Raw genomic sequence first — 21,211 nt, forward strand, 5'->3', positions numbered from 1 at the left:
ATGGGCCGAAACTCGAGATTCAGATGCTGCAGGACCGGGTGCTCGTGAAGCTGTCCCCCGAGGACGGAGAGCGACGGAGTTCCGGTGGGATCGTCATTCCCGCCACCGCGCAGGTCGCGCGGCGGCTCGCGTGGGGTGATGTACTGGGCGTGGGCAACAGCGTACGGAACGTCAAGACCGGTGACAGGGTGCTGTTCAACCCGGAGGACCAGCACGAGGTCGAGATCCAGGGCGAGGGTCACCTGGTGATGCGGGAGCGCGACATCCACGCGGTGGCGACCGAGCGGACCGAGCACGGTACGGGGTTGTACCTGTAACTCCAGCCGCTGGGAGGGTGAGGGTTGGTACGCGATGAGCACGACGAGCCGGGCACCGACCTGTTCGGCGACGAACTCCTCCCGGCCGCTCCGGCGAACGACGAGGACCTGGTAGACGAACTCTTCGAGGGCGACAGGGTGGTGCAGCCGCCGCCGACGCCCGCGTCGAAGTTCCGGAAGGCCGTCGGCAAGGCGTTCATGGTCGCCGGCGTGCTCATGGGCCTGTTCGTGCTCGCGTACGCGGCGGACCTGATCTCCAGCGCCGGGGACGTCCCGCGCGGGGTCACCGTCGCGGGGATCGACGTCGGCGGTCTCACGCACAAGGAGGCCGAGTCGAAGCTTCGCCGTGAGCTGGAGCCGAGGCTGATCGAGCCGGTGCCCGTCCGCGCGGGGGACGTCCGCACGGTCCTGTACCCCACGTCGTCCGGTCTCGGTCTCGACTGGCCGCAGACGCTGGGCCGCGCCGGACATCAGCCGTTGAGTCCGTACACGCGCCTGATGTCGTTCTTCACCAGCCGTGAGGTCGGCGTCGTGACCTGGACCGACGCCCCGAAACTGGAGAAGACCGTTTCCGATCTCGCCGCCGCGAAACTGAACCGCCCGCCGGTCGAAGGGAACATCACCTTCCAGCCCATCGCGGGCAGCGACGGCGGTGTCCTCCCGGTCGCGGTCGAACCGAAGGCGGGGCAGAGCCTCGCCGACGTCAAGACGGCGGTCACCGCGGTCACCGACGGCTGGCTGAGCGACGGCGGCGTCGAGCTGAAGGTGAACGTCGCGCCGGTGAAGGCGAACTCGGCGGGCGTGCACGCGGCGCTCGGCAAGATCGTCGCCCCCGCCGTGGCGAAGCCGCTGGTGATCCGCGGCGAGGGCAAGGACGCGACGCTGAAACCGGAGACTATCGCGGCTTCCTTCCAGTTCGCCCCGCGCGACGACGGCAACCTCGAAGTCCGTATCGACCAGGGAAAGCTGCGGGCGGTGGCGCAGCCGCAGCTGAAGGCGACCGAGACCGACGGGGCGGACGCGCAGATCGTCTTCGTCGGCGACCGGCCGGCGGTCCAGCCGTCGAAGGACGCGCGGAAGGTCAACTGGGACCGCACGTTCGCCACACTGACCTCGGTGCTCGCGAGAAGTGAAGAGCGGGAGCTGACGGCGGTCTACGACGCCAGCAGCCCGGCCGTCAGCACGGACGCGGCGAACGTGCTCGGCATCAACGAGGTCATCGGCGAGTTCACCACGTCGGGACTGAGCGGACCGGCGATGACGAACGTGCAGGCGCTGGCCACCCGCGTCTCCGGCACCATCGTGAAACCGAACGAGACCTTCAGCCTCGGCGCGCGGTCCGGCCCGAGGACGGCGGACGCGGGCTATGTCCCCGCCCCGGTGAACGAAGACGGCACCGGTCCGATCGTGGTCGGCGGCGGCGTCTCGCAGCTCGCGACGACGCTCTACAACGCCGCGTACCTGGCGGGACTGGCCGACGGCGGGCATCTGGAGCACGACCACTACCTCGACCGCTATCCGGTCGCGCGGGATGTGAAGGCGGTCGACAACGACGGCTCGCCGGTCGAGATGCAGATCGTCAATGACGCCCCGACCGGCATCGCCATCCAGGTCACCCCCGCCAACGGCTCGGTGACCGTGCGGATCTGGGGCACCAAACGGTTTTCGGTCCAGAGCACCGGCGGCGAACGGCATTCCTACGTGGCACAGCCGGTGCAGGTCGGCTCGGGCCCCGGCTGTGTGCCGGACCCCGGCGCCGCCGGCTTCAGCACCTCCGACACCCGCGTGCTGATCGAGGTCGTCTCCGGCACCGAGGTGCGCCGCGAGACCCGCAACGCGACCTACTCGCCCCGGCCGACGGTCATCTGCGCCTGAGGGTCACCGCAGCACCATGCAACCGCGGGCTTCGAAGTCCGCGAGCCACGATGGCTCCCGGAAGTTCTTGTTCCACCGAAGATCCAGTTTGTCTAGTTTGGACAACTGCGCCAACGAGGACGGCAGCGAGGTGAGCTGGTTCTCGCGCAGATCCAGCTGACGCAACTCGCTCAGCGCGCCGACGGAAGACGGCAACGACGTCAGCCGGTTCCTCCGCAGATGCAGTTCGCGTAACGAGGAAAGTGTCCCGATCGACTCCGGCAACGCCGTCAAACCGTTGCCGTACAAGCGAAGTTCCCGCAAGGATCGCAATCCGGAGAGGTCTTCCGGCAGGGTGGAGATGCGGTTGTCCGTACAGCCCAGGTATTTCAGCCGCCCGAGTGAGCACAGCGCGGCGGGGAACTCGGTCAGCCGGTTGTCGCTCAGGTAAAGGTATTCCGTCAGTCCCGAAAGGTCCCCGAGCTCGTCCGGCACGGCCGAAAGCTCGTTGTGTCCCAGATCCAGGGTGTGCAGCTGCCGCAGGGCGCCGATCGAAGGCGAGATGGCGGTCAGCCGGTTGGTGGCCAGATTCAGCACCCGAAGCCTGGAAAGCGACCACAGCTCCTCGGGGACCGAGGTCAGCTGGTTGTCGTACAGGTCCAGGTATTCGAGCGAGGGAGGGAGGGGAAGGTCGCGCAGGGAGGTCAGCCCCTGGCCACTAAGTTCGAGTCGAGTGGTCACAGGGGCCGACCGTAGCCCTGATCAGGTGACGGCCCGGTGTCCGCCGCCCTTGACCTTCGCGTAGATGGCGGCCGCGGCGATGACGCCGACGACGGCCGCGCCGACCTGGAAGGCGTGCCGGATCCAGTCGATGCCCGGGGTGTCACGGACACCGAACACCCCGGCCAGCCAGTTGCCGATGAAAGCGGCGATGATGCCGACCACGATCGTCAGCCACATCGGGATCTTCTGATCGCCGGACGCCAGCATCCGGCCGATGACACCGAGGATCAGACCGACCACGATCGTGGTGATGATGCCCCAAAGGCCACCCAACATGGTTTCCTCCTTCGCTGGAGATCAATGAGCCCACGGTGACACCGATCCGGGCTCGACGCGCCTCAAGACCCCTTACCGGGTGACACCCCGGCGTCCATAGAGGTTCGCGGCCAGGGCGACACCGACGGCCGCGACCACGATCTGGGTGATGAGTTCGAGCCAGTCGAAGCCCTTGGTGTCCGCGTAGCCGAGCCCACGGGCGATCCAGGTACCGATGAAGGCGGCGATGATACCGACGATGATCGTCAGCCAGATGGGGATGGACTGCTTGCCGGGGGCGAAAAACCTGCCGAGCACCCCGAGGATCAAACCGACCACGATCGCCGTGATGATGCCGGTGACTGTCATTGAGACTCCTTTGCCGAGGTCTCCGCCGGGTGGCGGACTCAGCACGGAGATGCCCGCCGCAAACCCCGTCGAAACCAGAAAAGCCCTCTCCGGGGAGGAGAGGGCCTTTCGTCACTAAATCGTTTAGAAAGCGGCTTCGGAGATCTCCATGAGGCTGTTGTCCGCGGCCTCGACGATCGCGCGGCGCGCGGTCAGTTCCGGCAGCACGCTCTTCGCGAAGAACGACGCCACGGCGATCTTGCCCTCGTAGAACGGGGTGTCCTTAGCCGACGCGCCCGCGTCGAGCTTGGCGATGGCGACTTCGGCGTGCTTGATGAGCTGCCAGCCGATGAGCAGGTCGCCGACCGACATCAGCAGGCGGACCGTGTGCTGGCCGACCTTGTTGATGTTCTGCGGGTCCTCCTGCGACGAGGTCAGGTAGCCGATCAGCGAGCCGAGCATGCCCTGGGTGTCCTCGAGCGCCTGCTTGAGCAGACCGCGCTCGTTCTTGAGCCGCCCGTTGCCGACCTCCGACTCGACGGTCTTCGTGATCTCCCCGGCGACGTAAGCCAGCGAAGCGCCCTTGTCGCGGACGATCTTGCGGAAGAAGAAGTCCAGCGACTGGATGGCCGTGGTGCCTTCGTACAGCGAGTCGATCTTCGCGTCCCGGATGTACTGCTCGATCGGGTAGTCCTGCAGGAAGCCGGACCCGCCGAGGGTCTGCAGCGACTGCACGAGCTGCTCGGTCGCGCGCTCCGAGCCGACGCCCTTGACGATCGGCAGCAACAGGTCGTTGACGCCGTGCGCGACCTTCTGCGAAGCCTCGTCGCCCTCGCCGGTCCACACCTGGTCCTGGAACGACGCCGTGTAGAGGTACACCGCGCGCAGACCCTCGGCGTACGCCTTCTGCAGCATCAGCGAGCGGCGGACGTCCGGGTGGTGGGTGATCGTGACGCGCGGCGCGGTCTTGTTCAGCATGTTCGGCAGGTCGGCGCCCTGGACGCGCTCCTTGGCGTACTCGAGCGCGTTGAGGTAACCGGTCGACAGCGTCGCGATGGCCTTGGTGCCGACCATCATGCGGGCGTACTCGATGACCTGGAACATCTGCGCGATGCCGTCGTGCACCTCGCCGAGCAGCCAGCCCTTGGCGGGGGTGCCGTGCTGGCCGAAGGTCAGCTCGCAGGTGGTGGAGGCCTTGATGCCCATCTTGTGCTCGACGTTGGTGACGAAGGCGCCGTTGCGCTCGCCCAGCTCACCGGTCTTGCCGTCGAAGTGGAACTTCGGCACGAGGAAGAGCGAAAGACCCTTGGTACCGGGCCTGGTCTCGATGCCGGGGCCCTCGGGACGGGCCAGCACCAGGTGCATGATGTTCTCGACCATGTCGTTCTCGGCCGAGGTGATGAACCGCTTGACGCCGTCGATGTGCCAGGAGCCGTCCTCCTGCTTGACGGCCTTGGTGCGACCGGCGCCCACGTCGGAACCGGCGTCGGGCTCGGTGAGCACCATCGTCGCGCCCCAGCCGCGATCGATCATGATCTGCGCCCACTGCTTCTGCTCTTCGGTGCCGTTCTTGTCGACGATCCCGGCGAAGCTCGGACCCGCCATGTACATGAACAGCGGCGCGTTGGCGCCGAGGATCAGCTCGGCGGCGGCCCACTGCACGGTCGGGGGCAGCCCGAAGCCGCCCAGCTCGTTCGGCAGGCCCAGCCGCCACCATTCGCCGTCCATGAGCGCCTTGTAGCTCTTCTTGAACGACTCGGGGATCTTCACCGAGAAGGTCTTCGGGTCGTACACCGGCGGGTTGCGGTCCGCGTCGGCGTACGAGTCGGCGAGGGGACCGGAAGCGAGCTTGTTCAGCTCGGACAGCACGCCTCGCGCGGTCTCCTCGTCGGATTCCGCGAGGACACCCTTGCCGAGGCGGTCCTGCACGCCGAGTACCTCGAAGAGGTTGAACTCCAGGTCTCGGACGTTGCTCTTGTAGTGGCCCATTTCGTCACTCCAATGTGTTCGGCTCCCCGGCCGGGCACACGTCCCCTACTCGCCGGTAACTTCAGGATATTACCTGTCGGTAACTGCGGCAAGTGAATGGCCACTGTTGTGATGTGCGAATCAGCAATACAGGGGGTCTCAGCGAGGTGACGGCGCGATCGTGGTGGCAGGCGTCGCCTCGGGCGGGGTGAGCGCGTCGTCCGGAGTGGCGATCAGGATGCCGGAGCGGAACGCGATGGTGACCGCGTGTGTCCGGTCGCGCGCCGAAAGCTTGCGCAGGATGCTCTTGACGTGGGTCCGCACCGTTTCCACGGACAGGAACAGGATCTTCGCGATCCCGGAGTTCTCCAGCCCCTCGGCGACCAGCTGCAGGACCTGGTACTCGCGTCGGGACAGGGGCATCAGGCCGCGCGCGGCCGCCGGTTTGGGGGCCTCGCCGTCCTTGGGGAGCACGGGCTGACGCTTCGGCCGTGCCGTCAGCGCGGCCAGCGTCGGGTCGATGTAGCGGCGGTCACTGTGCGCACGCCGGATCGCCTCGGTCAGATGCCGTCCGTCGGTCGCTCGCGGCACGATCGCGTGCACCCCGGCCGCGATCGCCGCGGCGAGGTACTGCTGCGTGCGGTTGGTGTCCCTGACCAGCGTGATGATGACCAGCGCCGGGTCACCGCCGCTGAGCAGCCTGGACAGGTGACAGTTCGGGTCGAGCGCCGAATCCAGCACGATGACGTCCGGTTTCAGCTGCTCGCACAGCTGGAGTGCGGCATGGTGGCTGCCGGCGTGCCCGAGCCACTGCAGCCCCGGCGTGCGGTGCACCAGCGAGCTCAGTCCCTCGCAGAAGATAGGGATCGGATCGACCGCGGCGACGCCGAGGCCTCTGCCGCCTGGCGGCGGTCCACCTGGCCTCCCGGCCGGCGTTCGGTTCGGCTCGATGCCTCGCATCACGGACCCCTCCGTTTTCGTGCCCGTCATTCCCGGACGAGAGGACATGAAGTCCATTCGGCGCCCACGGCCCCCCGGCGTGGTCGCCCTCGTCAACCGGTCCCCCTGCGGGACCGGACGGAAATAACACCTCGTAACTATTACGAGTCAGGAGGCCCGGGGACGTGACGCGGTATCCCCCTCATAGATGTATCGCATCGTCGCAGCAAACTCTGGGTATTCCCTGTTCGTGGAACTCTTGCTCGAATGAGCGCGTGGACGGGAAATATTGACGGATTAACTACTCAGAGTGGACTTCGGCGCGGAAGCGACCGAACTCCTCCCCGAGGGCCGCGGGCGTCCAATGCGCGTTCAGCCCGCTCGGATTCGGCAGTACCCAGACCCGCGCTCCGCCGATGTCGGCGTCCTGTGGACCGACCTTCGCCTTCGGCAGGCCGAACGCGGTCCGGAAGGCCGTGATCCCAACCACGGCGAGCCAGCGCGGCCGGTACTCGGCGACCCTGGCCGTCAGCAGTCGTCCGCCTTCGCGGAACTCCTCCGGCGAGAGCTCGTCGGCCCGCGCCGTCGTCCGTGCGACGACGTTGGTGATGCCGAGCCCGTAGCCGAGTAGTTCTTCCTGCTCGCTGGGGTCGAGCTGCCGCGGCGTGAAGCCGCCGCGGTACAGCGCGGGCCAGAACCGGTTCCCCGGCCTGGCGAAATGCAGGCCGAGCGCGCCGGAATAGAGGCCGGGGTTGATCCCGCAGAACAGTACGTCCAGGTCGGGCGCGATGACGTCGGCGATGGTCTTGCCGTACGCGGCGGCCAGCTGGTCCTTGGTCGGTCGTGTCCTCACCACCCCAGTTTCCGGCACGCCGGCGGGTATAAGGCAGGAGGCGTTCACTTGCCGCCGCCTGTCGCTTCCCGCGCTGAGCGCCGCTTTGCGCACCGCCGGGCTGTTGTTCGAACGCTGGTGTACCGCGGACCGGACATGGTTCGCGACGGTTCCCGCGTGACCCGCGACACGATCGATCGTCGCAAGGGGTGGCCAACTCACCACGACATGCGTACTGTTTGTGATCTCGCACACAAGGTCGTCTTCGAGGAGGGGTTTTGCAGCTCTCGCTCATCCTCGGCGTGGTCGCGTTGATCTTCCTGGTGGCCACCGTGCTGGTGGTGCTGGAAGACCGGCGGGCCGCGCGGCGCGCGGCCCAGCGGCGGCAGGCGAGACTAGCGAGCCTGGGCGAGGTCGATCCGCTCGCGGCGCAGCGGCTGCATCTCGACCGTTGACGGCACGGGCTTCCGCACGAGGCTGAGCAGCAGGGCGCCGGCGATCCAGCCGAGCATCGCGCCGCCGGTGTTGTCGAGCAGGTCGTCGACGTCGAAGATCCGGTAGACGTAGGGCGCGGTGCCGAAGTTCGCGGTCAGCTGGGTCGTCTCGATCAGCAGCGAGGCGGTGAAGCCGATCAGCGTGGTGCCGATCAGGCCGCGCTTCCACAGCGTCCTGGCGAAGAAGCCGAGCGGGACGAACAGCAGCACGTTCATGGTGGCCTGCTGGAAGGTCTGGGTGGTGAACCAGTCGGCGGCAGGCAGCCCGTGCTTGAGCAGTTCGGTGTGGATGTCGGCGACCCATTGGAACGGGTGCAGCTGGACGGTCTGGCTCAGCCGTCCGGCGCCGGGTCCGGGCAGCGGCAGGAAGGTCACCGCCAGGGTCATCGTCGCGTAGAGCAGCACGGCGGCCATGGTCAGGACGGGACGAAGACGCACCCGGCCGTGCTTGGCGTGCAGGATGATCAGCTGCGGGATCAGCAGCGTCGCCCACAGCGCGAAGAAGCCGATCAAGCCGTACTGCAGGGCGGTGACCTGTGCGTTCGTCATGACATCGACGTTATGGATCTCGGGTGGTCCGCCACTTCGGTCGAAGGGTCGCGGTGGACGGGGCCGGATCGGCCGAGTGGCCGACCTCGATCTTGGCCGATCGGCGATATTCGCTCCCCGCCACGGCGACGGCCGTGGGATTCTGCCCGGATGCTGCTCGTTCGTCGGCTGGTCGCCGGAGACCTCGACATCTTCCGGGAGATCCGCCTGCGTGCCCTCATGGACACCCCCGAGAACTACGGCTCGATCGCCGAGGCCGAACGGGCGCAGTCCGACGAAGAGTGGCTCGCGAGGCTCGCCGGGGACGCCTGGTTCGCCGCCTTCGACGACGGTCGCCCGGTCGGCCTGGTCGCCGGGCGGGCACGCGACGGAAGCTGGATCCTCTATTCGATGTGGGTCGCGCCCGAAGCACGAGGCCGAGGTCTTGGCACGAAGCTGATGGGCGAGGTGCGGTCGGCCGCCGAGGCCGACGGCGCGCGTGAGGTGTGGCTGCACGTCGCGGAGGACAACGACCGCGCGCGGCGGCTGTATTTGAAACTCGGGTTCATCGCGTCCGGGGACCTGGAGCCGATGCCGAACGACGTCACGCGGCGGCGGGAACGGCTTTATTCACCTGTTACCGGAGGTAGCGGTAAATAGCTTCAACCGGTTTCCGGCCGATGTGACGTTTACCTATCGTCCTGCTTTCGCCTCTGGTGATCGTCAAGTTCGCACGGCAAACTCCTCCGCCGTGCGCCCGTTGGGGACTCGGGGCGCGAATCGGAGGAAAGAATGAAGCTCTCTACCCGCCTGGCCGTGCTCGCGGGTGCCACGCTGACCGCGCTGGCCACCGTCGCCGCGCCCGCGTCCGCCGCGTCGGCGACCACCGACGTCCGGATCATCACGTTCAACGACCTGCACGGCAACCTCGAACCGCCGTCCGGTTCGAGTGGCCGCGTCACGCTGCCCGGCGGTGCGACGGTCAACGCCGGCGGGGCCGCCTACCTCGCGACGCACCTGAAGCGCCTTCGCGGCGAGGTGCCCAACTCCGTCGTGCTTTCGGCCGGTGACAGCATCGGCGCGTCGCCGGTGATCTCGGCGCTGTTCCACGACGAGCCGACCGTCGAACTGCTGAACCTGCTGGGTGTCGAGGCTTCCGTGGTGGGCAACCACGAATTCGACGAGGGCCTCAAGGAACTCCGCCGGATGCAGCACGGCGGGTGTCATCCCACCGACGGCTGCCAGTTCCGGAAGTCCTTCAAGGGCGCGAACTTCCCGTTCCTCGGGGCCAATGTGTACTACGAGAACGGCCTCCCGGCGTTGCTGCCGTTCAGCATCGAGTTCTCCGGCGGTGTCCCGATCGGTGTCATCGGCGCGACGCTGAAGGATCTGCCGCAGGTCGTCACCCCGGAGGCGATCAAGGGTCTCAAGTTCGGTGAAGAGGTCGAGGCGATCGACCGCACCGCGAAGCTGCTCTACCTCTTCGGCGTCAAGGCTCAGGTCGTCCTGCTGCACCAGGGCGACAACTCCGAGACCGCCGGTCCGGACGAATGCAAGGTCAAGCCGGGCGCCGCGACCGAGATCGCGCGGCGGGTGTCGTCCAAAGTGGACGCGATCTTCACCGGGCACAGCCACCAGCAGTACAACTGCTCGATCAACGACCCCGACGGCAAGCCGCGTCCGGTGATCCAGGGTGCGTCCTTCGGTCGTCTGCTGTCGGTCGTCGACCTGAAGATCGACCGCCGGACCCGCGACGTCGTGCGCGGGGAGACCAAGGCGCACAACGAGATCGTCACCCGCGACGGCACGCCGGACCCCGACGTGCAGAAGCTGATCGACGAGGCCAAGACCAAGGCGGCGCCGATCGCGAACAAGGCCGTCGGCACCATCACCGCGGATCTGGTCGCCAAGGGCGCGCCCTCCGGCGAGTCCACGCTCGGCGACGTCATCGCGGACGCCCAGCTCGAAGCCACGCGGTCGAACGGCGCGCAGATCGCCATGACGAACCCGGGCGGCATCCGCACGGACTTCACCTACGCGTCCTCGCCCGCCGGTGAAGGCGACGGCGTCGTCACCTACGGCGAGGCGTTCGCCGTGCAGCCGTTCGCGAACATCATGCAGACGATCACGCTCACCGGAGCGAACCTGAAGAGCGTCCTCGAACAGCAGTGGCAGGCGAACGGCGTCGTGCGGATCCTGCAGATCTCGAAGTCGCTGAAGTACTCGTACTCGGCGTCCGCGCCCGTCGGCGCGCGCGTCTCGAACCTGACGCTCGACGGCACGCCGATCGACCCCGCGGCGTCATACCGCGTCTCGGTGAACAACTTCCTCGCCGCCGGCGGGGACGGCTTCACCGAGTTCACCAAGGGGACCGGGCTTTCGGGTGGTCCGGTGGACCTGGACGCGCTCATCGCGTACTTCGCGGCGCACCCGGGCATCGCCCCGCCCGCCGCGGACCGGATCACCGTCCTGCCGTAACCCTCCCGCGAGTGCCATGAAAGGTCCTTTCCTTGCAAATTTCGCCAGGAAAGGACCTTTCCTGGCGTCCGATGCGGACATTCGGAGGTGGTTTTGTCAGTGACCCAGGGCACAATGGCCGCCATGACGACCTGGGAAGAAGTCGTGGCGCTGGCGGGCAGGCTGCCGGAGGTCGAGGAGTCGACGTCGTATCGCACGCCGTCGCTCAAGGTCGCGGGCAAGAGCTTCGCCCGGCTCCGCACCGAGGCCGAGGGCGGACTGATGTTGCTGTGCGAGCACGCGGAGAAGGAGGCACTGCTGGCCACCGGCGACCCCGCCTACTTCACCACCTCGCATTACGACGGCTACGGCGCGATCCTCGTCGACCTGGAGAAGGTCGACGAAGCACAGCTACGTGAACTCATCGAGGAGGCCTGGCGGATGAAGGCACCCGCCAGGCTCACGAAAGGACTGGACGACTAGCGGAGTTCCCCTTCGAGCAGGCTCATCAGGTACTCGTCGTGCCACTGGCCGTCCGGGCCGCGGAACGACTGCCGATGCCTGCCGTCCACCTGGAACCCGAGTTTCTTGTAGACGTGGATCGCGGCCTCGTTGTCGACGACGACCCACAGCGCGATCATGTGCAGTCGCATCATGTCGAAGCCGTAGCGGCAGAGCGTGCGCATGGCGTCGGTGCCGTAGCCGCCGCCCCAGTGGTCCGTCTCGCCGAGATAGATGTCGAGTTCGGCGCGCCCCTGTTCCGGCGTGGCGTCGCGCAACCTGCAGGTGCCGATCAACGTACCGACGGCGAGGCTCTCGATGGCGAAGTCCGCCAATTCGTAGCTGTTGGGCTTCCGTTCGGCGAAGCGCTCGCGGATCTGGGCGAGCGATTCCGGATGGTCCGCGACAAGCCAGCGATTGACTTCCGGGTCGTTGTGCCAGCGCCAGAACGTGTCGGCGTCTTCGGGCTCCAGTGGCCGCAAGCGGGTCAGTTCACCGGTCAGCATCGTCCCATCCCAAGATCGGTATCGGACCTTCGAGATTATTGGGCGACGCCCTCGAGTGACCACCGCTCAACGCGTTGTCTTGGCGGCGTTCGATAAGCGATTGATCACGTTTCACCTGGTGAGGTTGCCCGAGAGCTAGGGTCCGGGGCGTATGAAGGTCCACCAGTACTGCTACTTCGCGTTGAAGAGCGAAACCGTGTCCGCCGTGGAGATCACGGCGCGGCTCGGCATGCAGCCCGACGAGGTCCTGGTACTGGGTTCACGGTCGGCCGAACACCGATTGCCGCGTATGCACGCCTGGAAGGTGGCGCATCGGGGATCGGAACCGGTCGACGACCAGATCGAGAGCGTGATCGGCAGGCTCGCCCCGGTTCGCCCGGGAATCCGGGCACTGGTGGACGAAGGGGCGAGCGCCGTACTGCAAGTAGTCCGCTACTTCCATCACCGCGACGGCGGGGAGGAGTTCGGCTGGCATCTCTCGCCCGCCGTGATCGCGTTCCTCACCGAAGCCGCGGCCGCGCTCGACGTCGACGAATACGATCTCAGCGAATGAGCCGACCGGCGACCGAAACCGTGGCGGAGGGCTGTCGCCGCTACTTCCGCTGAGCCGGTGCGCGGCGGGAACACCGGAGATGGTGGGATGGTGCCCCACAGCCGGACAACCCCGTTGGGAGCCCAGCATGTCGAGCGAGAACTGGCCGCTGCGTCAGGATCCGGAGTCGCCGGTCATCATCTCCCGGTCGCTGGTGGAGGATCCGTCGAACCTCGCGTTCGTCGTGCTGGACGACGACGGCGACTGGTTCATCAGCGACGGCAACGAGTTCTCCGAAGACATGGACCTCAACCGCGACGCGTTCGGCTCGCTGCCCCTGCGGGAAGCCCTGGACCTCATCCCCGAGATCGCCGCGCTCGCCGAGCTCCCCACCGGCATGGCCGCCGACTGGGATCCGGAGCGGCGCGCGTGGCTGCTCAGTTCGGTCGCGGACTCCGATGACGACGAAGAAGACCTCTTGGTGCGCGCCGCTCGGCTGGCCGCGTGGACGCACCCGGGCTCGCCGCTGGAAGAAGTGCAGGTGAGCGCGGAACTCGCCGAAATCTCCACCGACCCCGCCTCCCCGGCCCGCGCCGTGCGCCAGGTCGTCCGCGAGGCCGACGGCACCTGGCTGTTCGTCGGCTTCCAGGTGCCGGAGAACGAGGACTTCGAGGTCGAAGCCCTGGAGATGGAGCACGCCGTCACGCTTTACCCGGATGTCGCGCTGGTGCTGAGCGCCGCACCCGGCCAGGTGTACGACCGCGCCGGCGCCGACGCCCCGTGGGAACTCGTCGAAGGCTGACCCTCAGCCGAAGTCGCAGTACATGACGTGCAACCCGATGCGCCCCAGCGTCGGGTGCTCGAACGCGCCCGGCACCGTCCCGACGATCTTGAACCCGAGCCGTTCGTAGACCCGGATCCCGGCGGCGTTCGATTCGGCGACCGCGTTGAACTGCATCCCCGCGAAACCCTGTTCCCGGGCCCACGCAAGCACATGTGCGCACAACGCACTGCCGACGCCCCTGCCGCGAACGTCCTTGTCCACCATGAAACTGGCCGTCGACACATGCGACCCCGGCCCGTCGCGATTCGGACCCATCTTCGCCGTACCGAGCACCCGGCCGTCCTCGACGGCGACCACCGTCCGGCTCGGCGGCGTCCCGATCCAAGTACCGCGCGCGGCTTCCTCGGAGAGGTTCGGGTCGTAGGTGTAGGTGTCCGCCGCACGCACGACCTCGCGCACGATCGGCCACACCTGCCGCCAGTCGTCGTCCGTGAACTCCCGGATCTCCATGTCCCGCACCGTAACAACGCCCGGAAATCAATAACCGGCCCGGCGGTTCCGGAACCACCGCCAGGCGAAGCCGGAACCCAAGAGCAGCCCCGTGCCCGCCAAACCCGCGCCGATCCGGATTTCCGTCGTGCCGGATTCCCGCTCGGCCCGCGTTCCCGGCGGCAATCCGGCCGCGATCTCGTCGACCCTGAGCTGGACCGCGCGGTGATCGAAGACGCTCAGCTCACCGTCTCGCGCCAACGTGGCCAGCCAGTCGCGAACTTCGTTGTTCTGCTCACGGGAGAAACCGGGGAATTCGATCGAAGCCATCGAGATCATCCCGGGCCCCATGCACCTCAGCGGCTCACCGGTGGACGCGTCGAGATACTGCCCTTTTCGCTCGCATTCGTCACCCGGCTTGGCGAAAACGACGGTGTACGGCCCCGGCTCGCTACCCGTGTTCAGGCCGACAACGAGGAAGATCCCGCCGAACAGCAAGAGCGGAAGGACCAGCGACCCCGCGAGCACGGTCAGCAAAGCGACCGCTGTGCTGTCACCCGGCATTCTTGGCACGGCGCGGAACGTAACAGGGGGCGGTACAGAAACCCGCGAGACCGATACAGGAGCAGCCTGCACCGCCGGAGGCAGCGAAAGCGAAAGCCCCAGGTCCTCAGTGGACATCCACTGACCTGGGGCTTTCGCAGGAGAGCGGATGACGGGAATCGAACCCGCGTATTCAGCTTGGGAAGCTGATGTTCTACCATTGAACTACATCCGCAGTGCTCGGCCAGCATACATGGTCCGGATCTCCCCTTGCCAAGCCCCACCCCGTCTTGACGTCGCCGCCATCAAGTGACAACACTTGTTGTCTACGTCGGAGGTGAGCCGGATGGACGAGAGGCTGCCCGACCCCGAGCTGTTCCGCCAAGGCGGGTTCCGGGTCGCGTCGAGGCTGTTCATCGAGGGTGACATCAGGGGTGACGAGCGCCAGGTGGCCCGGCTGCGGAGGTTCGCGCAGCGGGAGGATCCGGCGGCTGACGTGCTGGTGCCCTTGCTGCGAAAGGGTGCCCAAAGACAGTTCGAACAGGCGCTGCGGCAAGGCATCGACAGCGTCGAGGATCCGCCGAAGGAGCTTGAAGCCTTCTTCCGCAACGTCGAGGCGACGCCGTACTGGGTCGACCCGGACAGGCTGGACCGTGGAGCGCGGGCGGTCACGCGCGCCGGGTTGCTCGGTCTCTTTCCGCTGGGTGACGTCTCGTTGATGGGCGGCTACCTCGCTTCGCGTGCCACGAAGTCGCTTGTCGGCACCGGCGAGATCGAGTACAAGGCGGCGCGGCGGCTCGTCGAGACGGCGACGTGGTGGATCGACGTGACCACGCCGGGCGCGCTTGTGCCGGGCGGGCGCGGGTACGAGTCCGCGTTGCGGGTGCGGATCGTGCACGCGCATGTCCGCGCGGCCATGAATCGCCGTGAGGACTGGGATTACGCCGCTTGGGACAAGCCGGTCAATCAGGTCCAGACCGCGGGCACGCTTCTGCTCTTCTCCCTCGTCTACGTCTTCGGCACGCAACTGCTCGGCCTCCGCTACAGCGCCCGCGAGCGCGCCGACATCCTGCATCTTTGGCGCTACGTCGGCTGGCTGATGGGTGTCGACGAGGAACTCCTGCCCGCGGGCGAGGACGATGCCTGGCGCCTGCTGTGGCTGCTCGCCACCACCGAGTTCATCCCCGACGACGACTCGAAGCGGCTCGCCGCGGCGCTCATGCGGTCCCATGCCGCGATCGGTGAGGGCCGGGGCGCGGTGGGCAAGGTCCTGTCGCACGTGTCGGTCGCGGCGCACGGGTCGATCAGCAGACTTCTGCTGGGCAAGACCAACGCCGACTTCCTGGAGCTACCCGACGATCCGATCGCGCAGGCGGCCGTGGTCGCGGTGGCGGGCGTCAACTTCGCCGCCGAGACCGTCCGTCGGCTGGTGCCAGGGGCGACAGCGCTTCAGGAACGGCTCGGTGCCGCCGGGCGACGCCATTACCTTCGGCAGGTCACCAAGGTGTTCGGACTCGACCCGACCTACGGCAGGCACATGAAGGCAGCTTGACTACGCTGACCGGGTGCTCCTCAGCGACCGTGACCTCCGTAAAGAGCTCGACGCCGGCCGTCTCGGTGTCGACCCGTTCGACCCGACGATGGTCCAGCCGTCGAGCATCGACGTGCGCCTCGACCGCTATTTCCGCGTGTTCGACAACAGCAAGTACACGCACATCGACCCGCAGCTCCAGCAGGACGAGCTGACGTCGCTGGTCGAGAAGGAGGGCGAAGACCCCTTCGTCCTCCACCCTGGCGAGTTCGTCCTCGGCTCCACCTTCGAGACCGTCACGCTCGCCGACGACCTCGCCGGGCGCCTGGAAGGCAAGTCGTCCCTCGGCCGCCTCGGTCTGCTCACGCACTCCACCGCAGGCTTCATCGACCCGGGCTTCTCGGGCCACATCACCCTCGAACTTTCGAACGTGGCCAACCTGCCGATCACGCTCTGGCCGGGGATGAAGATCGGCCAGCTCTGCATCTTCCGCCTGTCCAGTGCCGCGGAGTTCCCGTACGGCTCGAACGAGGCCGGCTCGCGCTACCAGGGGCAACGGGGGCCGACCCCGAGCCGCGCGTACAAGAACTTCCACCGCGTGGACACCTGGCGCTAAGCGGCGGGGCCATGGCGACAGGGGCGATCACGAACGAGCGTCACCGCTGACCGGTATTACTACTTTCGGGGGTATTGCCGTAACCAATTCGTGATAGTTTTCGGCCCCGTGTCCCCCTATAGAACACGAAGCCGGTTACTTTTGGTTACGCTCAGCGTCCTGTTGGGCGGGATGATCGCCAGCGCGAGTTACCTCATGGTGACCGACCGGTTCCAGGGCACTGCGCTGAGTAACCTGTCTTTGAGCGTGCCCGACACGAAGGGCAGACCCGGCGACGCCCTCGCGAAGCCGCCCGCCTACTTCGGTCAGACGTCCGCTCCGGCGCCGGGTGGGACCGCGCCCGGTACGTCCGCTCCGACGTCGTCTTCGGAAGCCCCCACGTCCTCCTCCGCCGCGCCGCCCAACTCGTCCTCGGCTCCGGCCGAGCCGCCCGCACAGACTTCCGAGGCGCCGAAGCCGACCCCCAGCAAGGCCCCGGAACCACCTCGCCCGCAGGACAGCTCGCTCGCCGCCCAGGTCATCGATCTCGTCAACGCCGAGCGCGCCGACGCGGGCTGCTCGCCGGTGAGCAACGAGTCGCACCTCGCCGGCGCGGCGCAGGGCCATAGCGACGACATGTCCGCCCGCGACTACTTCTCGCACACCACGCCGGAAGGCGTCACCTTCGACCAGCGCATCCGGGCCGCCGGCTACGACAAGCCCGGCGCCGAGAACATCGCCAAGGGCCAGTCGACGGCCGCGAAGGTGATGGACGCGTGGATGAACTCCGAGGGCCACCGCGCGAACATCCTCAACTGCAAGCTGAAGAAGATCGGCGTCGGCGTGAACACCAAGGGCATGTACTGGACGCAGAACTTCGGCTACTGACCCTTGCCCCATTGTTCGGTGATGTCGCCGTAGCGGGCGAGTACCGCCGCGCGCAGCTCGGGATCCGTGCGCGGTACCGGTTCGATGAACACCTCGGTGACGTCGCCGAACTCCGCCGTCAGCTCGGTCGCCAGCCGGACGCAGGCGCGTTCGAGGTCGGCCGCGCCCAGTGCGTCGTCGAAGTCGACGCGGGCGCAGACGAGCACCTGATCGGTGCCCATGAGCATGGTCTGCAGGTCGACGACGGCCTCGATCTCGGACGCGGCCACCAGGTGGTCCCGCAGTGCGCGCACCAGCCTCGGATCCGCCTGCCTGCCGATCAGCAGCCCGCGGTTGGTGCGCCCGAGCACGTAGGCGACGAGTGCCAGCAGGACCCCGATCGCGATCGACGCCGCCCCGTCCCAGACGTGGGAGCCGGTGAGCTGGTGCAGGCCGATGCCGGCGAACGCGAGCAGCAGGCCGATCAGCGCGGCCGAGTCCTCGAACAGGACGGTCTTCGGCGCCGGGTCGTCGATCATCCGCAGGTAGACCGAGACTTTCTGGCTCGCTTGGGCGGCGTCGCGCCGCACCTGCCGCACGGCTTGGACCCACGAGACCGATTCGAGCACGAAGGCGATCGCGAGCACGATGTAGCCGACGATCGGGTCGGTCTGCTCGGTCTCCTCGCCGAACACCGTCGAGAAGCCTTCGTAGAGCGCGAACATCGCGCCGGAGGCGAAGATCGACACCGCCGCGAGCAGTGACCAGAAGTACCGCTCCTTGCCGTAGCCGAACGGATGGACGCGGTCGGCGGGCCGGTCCGAGCGTTTCAGCGCGGTCAGCAGGAGGACTTCGGTGATCGTGTCGGCCACCGAGTGCGCGGCTTCCGAGAGCATCGCGCCGGAGCCGGTGATGATGCCGGCGATCAGTTTCAGCACCGCGATGGCGAGGTTGACCCCGCCAGCCAGCACTACGGTCAGGGTGCTTTCGCCACCGGGTTCTTCACTCACCTTGCGTAGCGTAGTGCGACTGAGCCGATCTCACAGACGACGGAGGCCCTGCAGGACACGTTCCATCAAGGCGAGTGCCGGATGACCGTCGAATTCAGCTTGTGTTTCGTGAACGGTGACCAAACCGAGTTCGGCCATATCACCCAAAAGGACCTTTGCAACGCCGAGTGGAACTCTTAGTGACGCGGCTACTTCGGCGACCGAAGTCGGCCGGTGGCACAAGGATCGGACCGAATGGAATTCGATGCTGAACCCCGGCGCGTTCCATGGCGCGTCGTTACGGACGGAAATCATCGCTTCGATGGCGAAGTTCCGCTTGGACTGGGTGCGTCCGCCCGTGCGGACGTACGGGCGGACGCGCGTGCGTTGCCGCTGCTGCCGTGGGGGCCGCCGGGCGGCCGGGATGCTCGGAATGGTGGCTTCCTGGTCCATCCGGGCGAGTGCGGCGCGGGATGGTTGACGAGGTGTCGACGAGCCCGGCATCGCGAGCCGATGTTCCTTGCCCGGACGGAGTTCGTGCCGGTTGCCCATTGATTTCCTCGCCTCATTTCTGTGCCGCCGAAAGGAACCTCGCGGACGACAACGGCAACGAGGAAACGCCAGCTTATCGCCGCCGTGTACCGCCGAACGGGTAAGGGAACGGAATGGTCTAGTCCAGATAAAACAGGAGGGGCATTCTCTCGCATTATGTGCGAGAGAATGCCCCCATTGGCATGAACGTGCTACTTGTCTTCCTCGGGAAGTGGCGTACCGGTGGCCTTTTCGTCGGTGGGCACGTCGGCCTCGCCGTCGAGTTCGGCATCCGAGACGCCGTCGAGCGAAGGAGCTCCGGCCGGGACCAGCTGCGGCTCCGGCTTCCGCTTGACCGCGGTCAGGAGGAGCTGGGCGACGTCGACGACTTCGACCTTCTCGCTCGCCTGACCGTCGCTCTGGCGCGCGGTGACGCCGTCGGTGAGCATCACGCGGCAGAACGGGCAGCCGGTCGCGATCTTCGACGGTGCGGTGCCGAGCGCCTCGTCCACGCGTTCGACGTTGATCCGCTTGCCGATCTTCTCTTCCATCCACATCCGCGCGCCACCGGCGCCACAGCACATCGAGCGGTCGCCGTGGCGCGGCATCTCCCGCAGCTGTGCGCCCGAAGCGCCGACGAGCTCACGCGGAGCGTCGTAGACCTTGTTGTGGCGGCCCAGGTAGCAGGGGTCGTGGTAGGTGACGTCCTCGGCGACGGGGGCAACCGGGGTCAGGTGCTTCTCCCGCACGAGGCGGTTGAGCAGCTGCGTGTGGTGCACGACGTCGAACTGGCCGCCCAGTTCCGGGTACTCGTTCGCGAGTGTGTTGAAGCAGTGGGCACAGGTGACGACCACCTTGCGCTCCTTGCGTTCGCGGCCCTCGAACACCGAGTTCAGGATCTCGACGTTCTGCTGCGCGAGCATCTGGAACAGGAACTCGTTACCCGCGCGGCGGGCCGGGTCACCCGTGCAGGACTCCTCGGAGCCGAGCACCGTGTACTTCACGCCCGCGATGTGCAGCAGCTCCGCGACGGCGCGCGTGGTCTTCTTCGCGCGGTCCTCGAACGCGCCGGCGCAGCCGACCCAGAAGAGGTATTCGGTGTCGCCCAGGTCGCCGTCGAACACCGGCACCTCGAAGTCCAGGTCCTCGGTCCAGGCGAGCCGGTCCTTGGCGTTCTGGCCCCACGGGTTGCCCTTGTTCTCCAGGTTCTTGAACATCCCGTTGAGCTCGCTGGGGAACGAGGACTCGATCATCACCTGGTAGCGGCGCATGTCGACGATGTGGTCGACGTGCTCGATGTCCACCGGGCACTGCTCGACGCAAGCGCCGCAGGAGGTGCAGGACCACAGCACGTCGGGGTCGATGACGCCGCCGTCGTCACCGATGAGGGCTTTCTGGGACTCCGCGATGGCGAGGACGTCGATGCCGGCATACATGTCGTCCCCGGACAAGCCGACCTCGTCACCGGCCATGTCGCGCTTGCCGCCCGCGAGCAGGTACGGCGCCTTCGCGTAGGCGTGGTCCCGAAGCTGCGTGATGAGCAGCTTCGGCGAAAGCGGCTTACCGGTGTTCCACGCCGGGCACTGCGACTGGCAGCGGCCGCATTCGGTACAGGTCGAGAAGTCGAGCCAGCCCTTCCAGCTGAAGTCCTCGATCTTGCCGACGCCGAAGGTGTCCTCGTCCGGGTCCGCCTCTTCGAGGTCGAGCACCTTGCCGTTGCTCATCATCGGCTTGAGCGCGCCGAGCGCGACGCCGCCGTCGGCCTCGCGCTTGAAGTAGATGTTGAAGAAGGCGCTGAAGCGGTGCCAGGCGATGCCCATCGTCATCGTGCGCGCGATGACGAACAGCCAGATGGTGGCGCTCATCAGCTTGACGAACGCGAAGACCGACACCAGGTTCGGGCTGGCGGGCAGCAGCTCGCCGATCGGGTGCGAGACGAACGCGGCCCAGACCGGGGTCTCGTGGACGTTCATCGCGGACTTCGCGGCGCGGACGCCGATGATGCCGATGCCCTCGATGAGCACGACGGCCTCGATGAAGTACGCCCACTTGAAGTTGGAACCCTGGAAGCGGGACTGCCGGTCGGCGCGACGCGGGTGGTTCTTCTGGCGGATGCCGATCAACACCAGGGCGCCGACGATGGTGCCCACCCCGAGCAGCTCCATGAGCAGCTGGAACAGCGACCAGTCGTCGAGGATGGGCCAGCCCCACGTGGGGACGAAGACTTCGCCGTAGGCCTCGAACAGGGCGAGCGACCCGAGCAGGAAGCCCCACATGACCAGCCAGTGCGCGGCGCCGACGCTGCGGATCTTGTTCATGCGGGTGTGCGCGGCGAATTCCTTGATCAAGGTCTTCAGCCGCGGCATGAACGGGCCGTTGCGGGTCGAGTCCGGCTGACCGAGGCGGATCACCCGCACGAAGCGGGCGATGGTCGCGAAGAACATTCCCCAGGCGACGACGCCGAGCAGGACCGAGATCCCGCCGAGCGTCAGCTGTACAGCGCCCATCGTCGGGTGCCTTTCGTCCGAGTGAAGCGTGTGGTGGTTCGGGCAGACTAATGCTTCTTAC

The 21,211-nt window shown here is 67.1% G+C and carries 24 protein-coding genes and 1 tRNA gene; 11 read left to right on the forward strand and 14 right to left on the reverse strand.

The window, feature by feature from the left end; genetic code table 11:
* The first annotated feature begins 23 nt into the window (after positions 1-23).
* Both AVL48_RS15415 and AVL48_RS15420 read left to right on the forward strand, forming a co-directional pair.
* Positions 24-317: a GroES family chaperonin gene (locus AVL48_RS15415; RefSeq protein WP_061981779.1), complete on the forward strand. Its 294-nt coding sequence runs from the start codon at positions 24-26 to the stop codon at positions 315-317.
* A gap of 24 nt (positions 318-341) precedes the next feature.
* A complete protein-coding gene (locus AVL48_RS15420; protein WP_061981780.1) occupies positions 342-2,192 on the forward strand; it encodes a VanW family protein in 1,851 nt (616 codons plus the stop codon).
* 3 nt (positions 2,193-2,195) lie between these two features.
* Here AVL48_RS15420 and AVL48_RS15425 read toward each other — a convergent pair whose 3' ends face one another.
* The 6 genes from AVL48_RS15425 to mug form a co-directional block, all read right to left on the reverse strand.
* Positions 2,196-2,912 (reverse strand): leucine-rich repeat domain-containing protein, encoded by a 717-nt coding sequence (locus AVL48_RS15425; RefSeq protein ID WP_061981781.1) that lies wholly within the window; start codon positions 2,910-2,912, stop codon positions 2,196-2,198.
* A gap of 21 nt (positions 2,913-2,933) precedes the next feature.
* Positions 2,934-3,230: a GlsB/YeaQ/YmgE family stress response membrane protein gene (locus AVL48_RS15430; protein WP_037307283.1), complete on the reverse strand. Its 297-nt coding sequence runs from the start codon at positions 3,228-3,230 to the stop codon at positions 2,934-2,936.
* Positions 3,231-3,302: 72 nt separating this feature from the next.
* Entirely contained in the window at positions 3,303-3,578 is a 276-nt protein-coding gene (locus AVL48_RS15435; protein ID WP_061981782.1) for a GlsB/YeaQ/YmgE family stress response membrane protein, read from the reverse strand.
* Between the two features lie 123 nt (positions 3,579-3,701).
* On the reverse strand, positions 3,702-5,546 hold the full coding sequence (locus AVL48_RS15440; RefSeq protein WP_061981783.1) for an acyl-CoA dehydrogenase: 1,845 nt from the start codon (positions 5,544-5,546) through the stop codon (positions 3,702-3,704).
* A 138-nt stretch (positions 5,547-5,684) separates the two neighbouring features.
* Entirely contained in the window at positions 5,685-6,485 is an 801-nt protein-coding gene (locus AVL48_RS15445) for a response regulator transcription factor (RefSeq protein WP_061981784.1), read from the reverse strand.
* Positions 6,486-6,765: 280 nt separating this feature from the next.
* Positions 6,766-7,317: a G/U mismatch-specific DNA glycosylase gene (gene mug, locus AVL48_RS15450; RefSeq protein WP_061981992.1), complete on the reverse strand. Its 552-nt coding sequence runs from the start codon at positions 7,315-7,317 to the stop codon at positions 6,766-6,768.
* A 257-nt stretch (positions 7,318-7,574) separates the two neighbouring features.
* On the opposite strand from mug, the gene AVL48_RS39550 reads away from it, so the two are divergent.
* Positions 7,575-7,751, forward strand: a complete 177-nt coding sequence (locus AVL48_RS39550) for a hypothetical protein (RefSeq protein WP_167386380.1) — start codon at positions 7,575-7,577, stop codon at positions 7,749-7,751.
* Here the strand turns inward: AVL48_RS39550 and AVL48_RS15455 are convergent.
* On the reverse strand, positions 7,692-8,339 hold the full coding sequence (locus AVL48_RS15455; protein WP_061981785.1) for a VanZ family protein: 648 nt from the start codon (positions 8,337-8,339) through the stop codon (positions 7,692-7,694). The two genes, AVL48_RS39550 and AVL48_RS15455, sit on opposite strands and share 60 nt — an antisense overlap.
* A 150-nt stretch (positions 8,340-8,489) precedes the next feature.
* Here AVL48_RS15455 and AVL48_RS15460 point away from each other — a divergent pair, with 150 nt between their 5' ends.
* From AVL48_RS15460 to AVL48_RS15470, 3 genes are all read left to right on the forward strand, one after another.
* A complete protein-coding gene (locus AVL48_RS15460) occupies positions 8,490-8,978 on the forward strand; it encodes a GNAT family N-acetyltransferase (protein WP_061981786.1) in 489 nt (162 codons plus the stop codon).
* A 132-nt stretch (positions 8,979-9,110) separates the two neighbouring features.
* Entirely contained in the window at positions 9,111-10,796 is a 1,686-nt protein-coding gene (locus AVL48_RS15465) for a bifunctional metallophosphatase/5'-nucleotidase (RefSeq protein WP_061981787.1), read from the forward strand.
* A gap of 123 nt (positions 10,797-10,919) precedes the next feature.
* Complete coding sequence (locus AVL48_RS15470; RefSeq protein WP_061981993.1) at positions 10,920-11,258, forward strand: MmcQ/YjbR family DNA-binding protein; 339 nt, start codon at positions 10,920-10,922, stop codon at positions 11,256-11,258.
* On the opposite strand, the gene AVL48_RS15475 is transcribed toward AVL48_RS15470, so the two are convergent.
* The gene (locus AVL48_RS15475; RefSeq protein WP_061981788.1) at positions 11,255-11,782 is read right to left on the reverse strand and encodes a GNAT family N-acetyltransferase; all 528 of its coding nucleotides are present in this window, start codon (positions 11,780-11,782) and stop codon (positions 11,255-11,257) included. The two genes, AVL48_RS15470 and AVL48_RS15475, sit on opposite strands and share 4 nt — an antisense overlap.
* A gap of 151 nt (positions 11,783-11,933) precedes the next feature.
* On the opposite strand from AVL48_RS15475, the gene AVL48_RS15480 reads away from it, so the two are divergent.
* Together AVL48_RS15480 and AVL48_RS15485 are read left to right on the forward strand one after the other, a co-directional pair.
* Positions 11,934-12,335, forward strand: coding sequence for a DUF4279 domain-containing protein (locus tag AVL48_RS15480; protein WP_061981789.1), 402 nt, complete (start codon positions 11,934-11,936; stop codon positions 12,333-12,335).
* A 127-nt stretch (positions 12,336-12,462) separates the two neighbouring features.
* Positions 12,463-13,116, forward strand: a complete 654-nt coding sequence (locus tag AVL48_RS15485) for a hypothetical protein (RefSeq protein ID WP_061981790.1) — start codon at positions 12,463-12,465, stop codon at positions 13,114-13,116.
* 3 nt (positions 13,117-13,119) lie between these two features.
* On the opposite strand, the gene AVL48_RS15490 is transcribed toward AVL48_RS15485, so the two are convergent.
* The 3 genes from AVL48_RS15490 to AVL48_RS15500 form a co-directional block, all read right to left on the reverse strand.
* Entirely contained in the window at positions 13,120-13,608 is a 489-nt protein-coding gene (locus tag AVL48_RS15490) for a GNAT family N-acetyltransferase (RefSeq protein WP_061981791.1), read from the reverse strand.
* A gap of 27 nt (positions 13,609-13,635) precedes the next feature.
* Positions 13,636-14,151, reverse strand: a complete 516-nt coding sequence (locus tag AVL48_RS15495; RefSeq protein WP_244162621.1) for a hypothetical protein — start codon at positions 14,149-14,151, stop codon at positions 13,636-13,638.
* Between the two features lie 143 nt (positions 14,152-14,294).
* Positions 14,295-14,365, reverse strand: a tRNA-Gly gene (locus AVL48_RS15500).
* 111 nt (positions 14,366-14,476) lie between these two features.
* Between AVL48_RS15500 and AVL48_RS15505 the strand changes: the two genes are divergently transcribed.
* The 3 genes from AVL48_RS15505 (at position 14,477) to AVL48_RS15515 (ending at position 17,144) form a co-directional block, all read left to right on the forward strand.
* Complete coding sequence (locus AVL48_RS15505; protein ID WP_061981792.1) at positions 14,477-15,682, forward strand: oxygenase MpaB family protein; 1,206 nt, start codon at positions 14,477-14,479, stop codon at positions 15,680-15,682.
* 13 nt (positions 15,683-15,695) lie between these two features.
* Positions 15,696-16,277 carry a dCTP deaminase gene (gene dcd, locus AVL48_RS15510; RefSeq protein ID WP_061981793.1) on the forward strand — a complete coding sequence of 194 codons (582 nt, stop codon included), beginning with the start codon at positions 15,696-15,698 and terminating at the stop codon, positions 16,275-16,277.
* Between the two features lie 171 nt (positions 16,278-16,448).
* Positions 16,449-17,144 (forward strand): CAP domain-containing protein, encoded by a 696-nt coding sequence (locus AVL48_RS15515; protein ID WP_061981995.1) that lies wholly within the window; start codon positions 16,449-16,451, stop codon positions 17,142-17,144.
* On the opposite strand, the gene AVL48_RS15520 is transcribed toward AVL48_RS15515, so the two are convergent.
* The 3 genes from AVL48_RS15520 to AVL48_RS15530 all read right to left on the reverse strand — a co-directional run bounded on the left by AVL48_RS15520 (position 17,138) and on the right by AVL48_RS15530 (position 21,150).
* Positions 17,138-18,133, reverse strand: a complete 996-nt coding sequence (locus AVL48_RS15520; RefSeq protein WP_061981794.1) for a cation diffusion facilitator family transporter — start codon at positions 18,131-18,133, stop codon at positions 17,138-17,140. The genes AVL48_RS15515 and AVL48_RS15520 overlap by 7 nt on opposite strands.
* A 30-nt stretch (positions 18,134-18,163) precedes the next feature.
* Entirely contained in the window at positions 18,164-18,664 is a 501-nt protein-coding gene (locus AVL48_RS15525) for a DUF742 domain-containing protein (protein ID WP_061981795.1), read from the reverse strand.
* A 191-nt stretch (positions 18,665-18,855) separates the two neighbouring features.
* Positions 18,856-21,150, reverse strand: a complete 2,295-nt coding sequence (locus AVL48_RS15530) for a (Fe-S)-binding protein (RefSeq protein WP_061981796.1) — start codon at positions 21,148-21,150, stop codon at positions 18,856-18,858.
* Positions 21,151-21,211 lie beyond the last annotated feature (61 nt).

It is taken from the genome of Amycolatopsis regifaucium (assembly GCF_001613935.1).
Lineage (GTDB): Bacteria > Actinomycetota > Actinomycetes > Mycobacteriales > Pseudonocardiaceae > Amycolatopsis > Amycolatopsis regifaucium.

Bases quoted from the DNA above. Each gene is read 5' to 3' on its own strand.
- AVL48_RS15505 (WP_061981792.1), top strand. From the start codon at position 14,477: ATGGACGAGAGGCTGCCCGACCCCGAGCTGTTCCGCCAAGGCGGGTTC.
- AVL48_RS15430 (WP_037307283.1), bottom strand. From the start codon at position 3,230: ATGTTGGGTGGCCTTTGGGGCATCATCACCACGATCGTGGTCGGTCTG.
- AVL48_RS15515 (WP_061981995.1), top strand. From the start codon at position 16,449: ATGATCGCCAGCGCGAGTTACCTCATGGTGACCGACCGGTTCCAGGGC.
- AVL48_RS15455 (WP_061981785.1), bottom strand. From the start codon at position 8,339: ATGACGAACGCACAGGTCACCGCCCTGCAGTACGGCTTGATCGGCTTC.
- AVL48_RS15530 (WP_061981796.1), bottom strand. From the start codon at position 21,150: ATGGGCGCTGTACAGCTGACGCTCGGCGGGATCTCGGTCCTGCTCGGC.
- AVL48_RS15470 (WP_061981993.1), top strand. From the start codon at position 10,920: ATGACGACCTGGGAAGAAGTCGTGGCGCTGGCGGGCAGGCTGCCGGAG.
- AVL48_RS15445 (WP_061981784.1), bottom strand. From the start codon at position 6,485: ATGCGAGGCATCGAGCCGAACCGAACGCCGGCCGGGAGGCCAGGTGGA.
- AVL48_RS15465 (WP_061981787.1), top strand. From the start codon at position 9,111: ATGAAGCTCTCTACCCGCCTGGCCGTGCTCGCGGGTGCCACGCTGACC.
- AVL48_RS15415 (WP_061981779.1), top strand. From the start codon at position 24: ATGCTGCAGGACCGGGTGCTCGTGAAGCTGTCCCCCGAGGACGGAGAG.
- AVL48_RS15480 (WP_061981789.1), top strand. From the start codon at position 11,934: ATGAAGGTCCACCAGTACTGCTACTTCGCGTTGAAGAGCGAAACCGTG.
- AVL48_RS15485 (WP_061981790.1), top strand. From the start codon at position 12,463: ATGTCGAGCGAGAACTGGCCGCTGCGTCAGGATCCGGAGTCGCCGGTC.
- AVL48_RS15495 (WP_244162621.1), bottom strand. From the start codon at position 14,151: ATGCCGGGTGACAGCACAGCGGTCGCTTTGCTGACCGTGCTCGCGGGG.
- AVL48_RS15440 (WP_061981783.1), bottom strand. From the start codon at position 5,546: ATGGGCCACTACAAGAGCAACGTCCGAGACCTGGAGTTCAACCTCTTC.
- AVL48_RS15435 (WP_061981782.1), bottom strand. From the start codon at position 3,578: ATGACAGTCACCGGCATCATCACGGCGATCGTGGTCGGTTTGATCCTC.
- AVL48_RS15475 (WP_061981788.1), bottom strand. From the start codon at position 11,782: ATGCTGACCGGTGAACTGACCCGCTTGCGGCCACTGGAGCCCGAAGAC.
- AVL48_RS15490 (WP_061981791.1), bottom strand. From the start codon at position 13,608: ATGGAGATCCGGGAGTTCACGGACGACGACTGGCGGCAGGTGTGGCCG.
- AVL48_RS15460 (WP_061981786.1), top strand. From the start codon at position 8,490: ATGCTGCTCGTTCGTCGGCTGGTCGCCGGAGACCTCGACATCTTCCGG.
- AVL48_RS15525 (WP_061981795.1), bottom strand. From the start codon at position 18,664: ATGGGCAACCGGCACGAACTCCGTCCGGGCAAGGAACATCGGCTCGCG.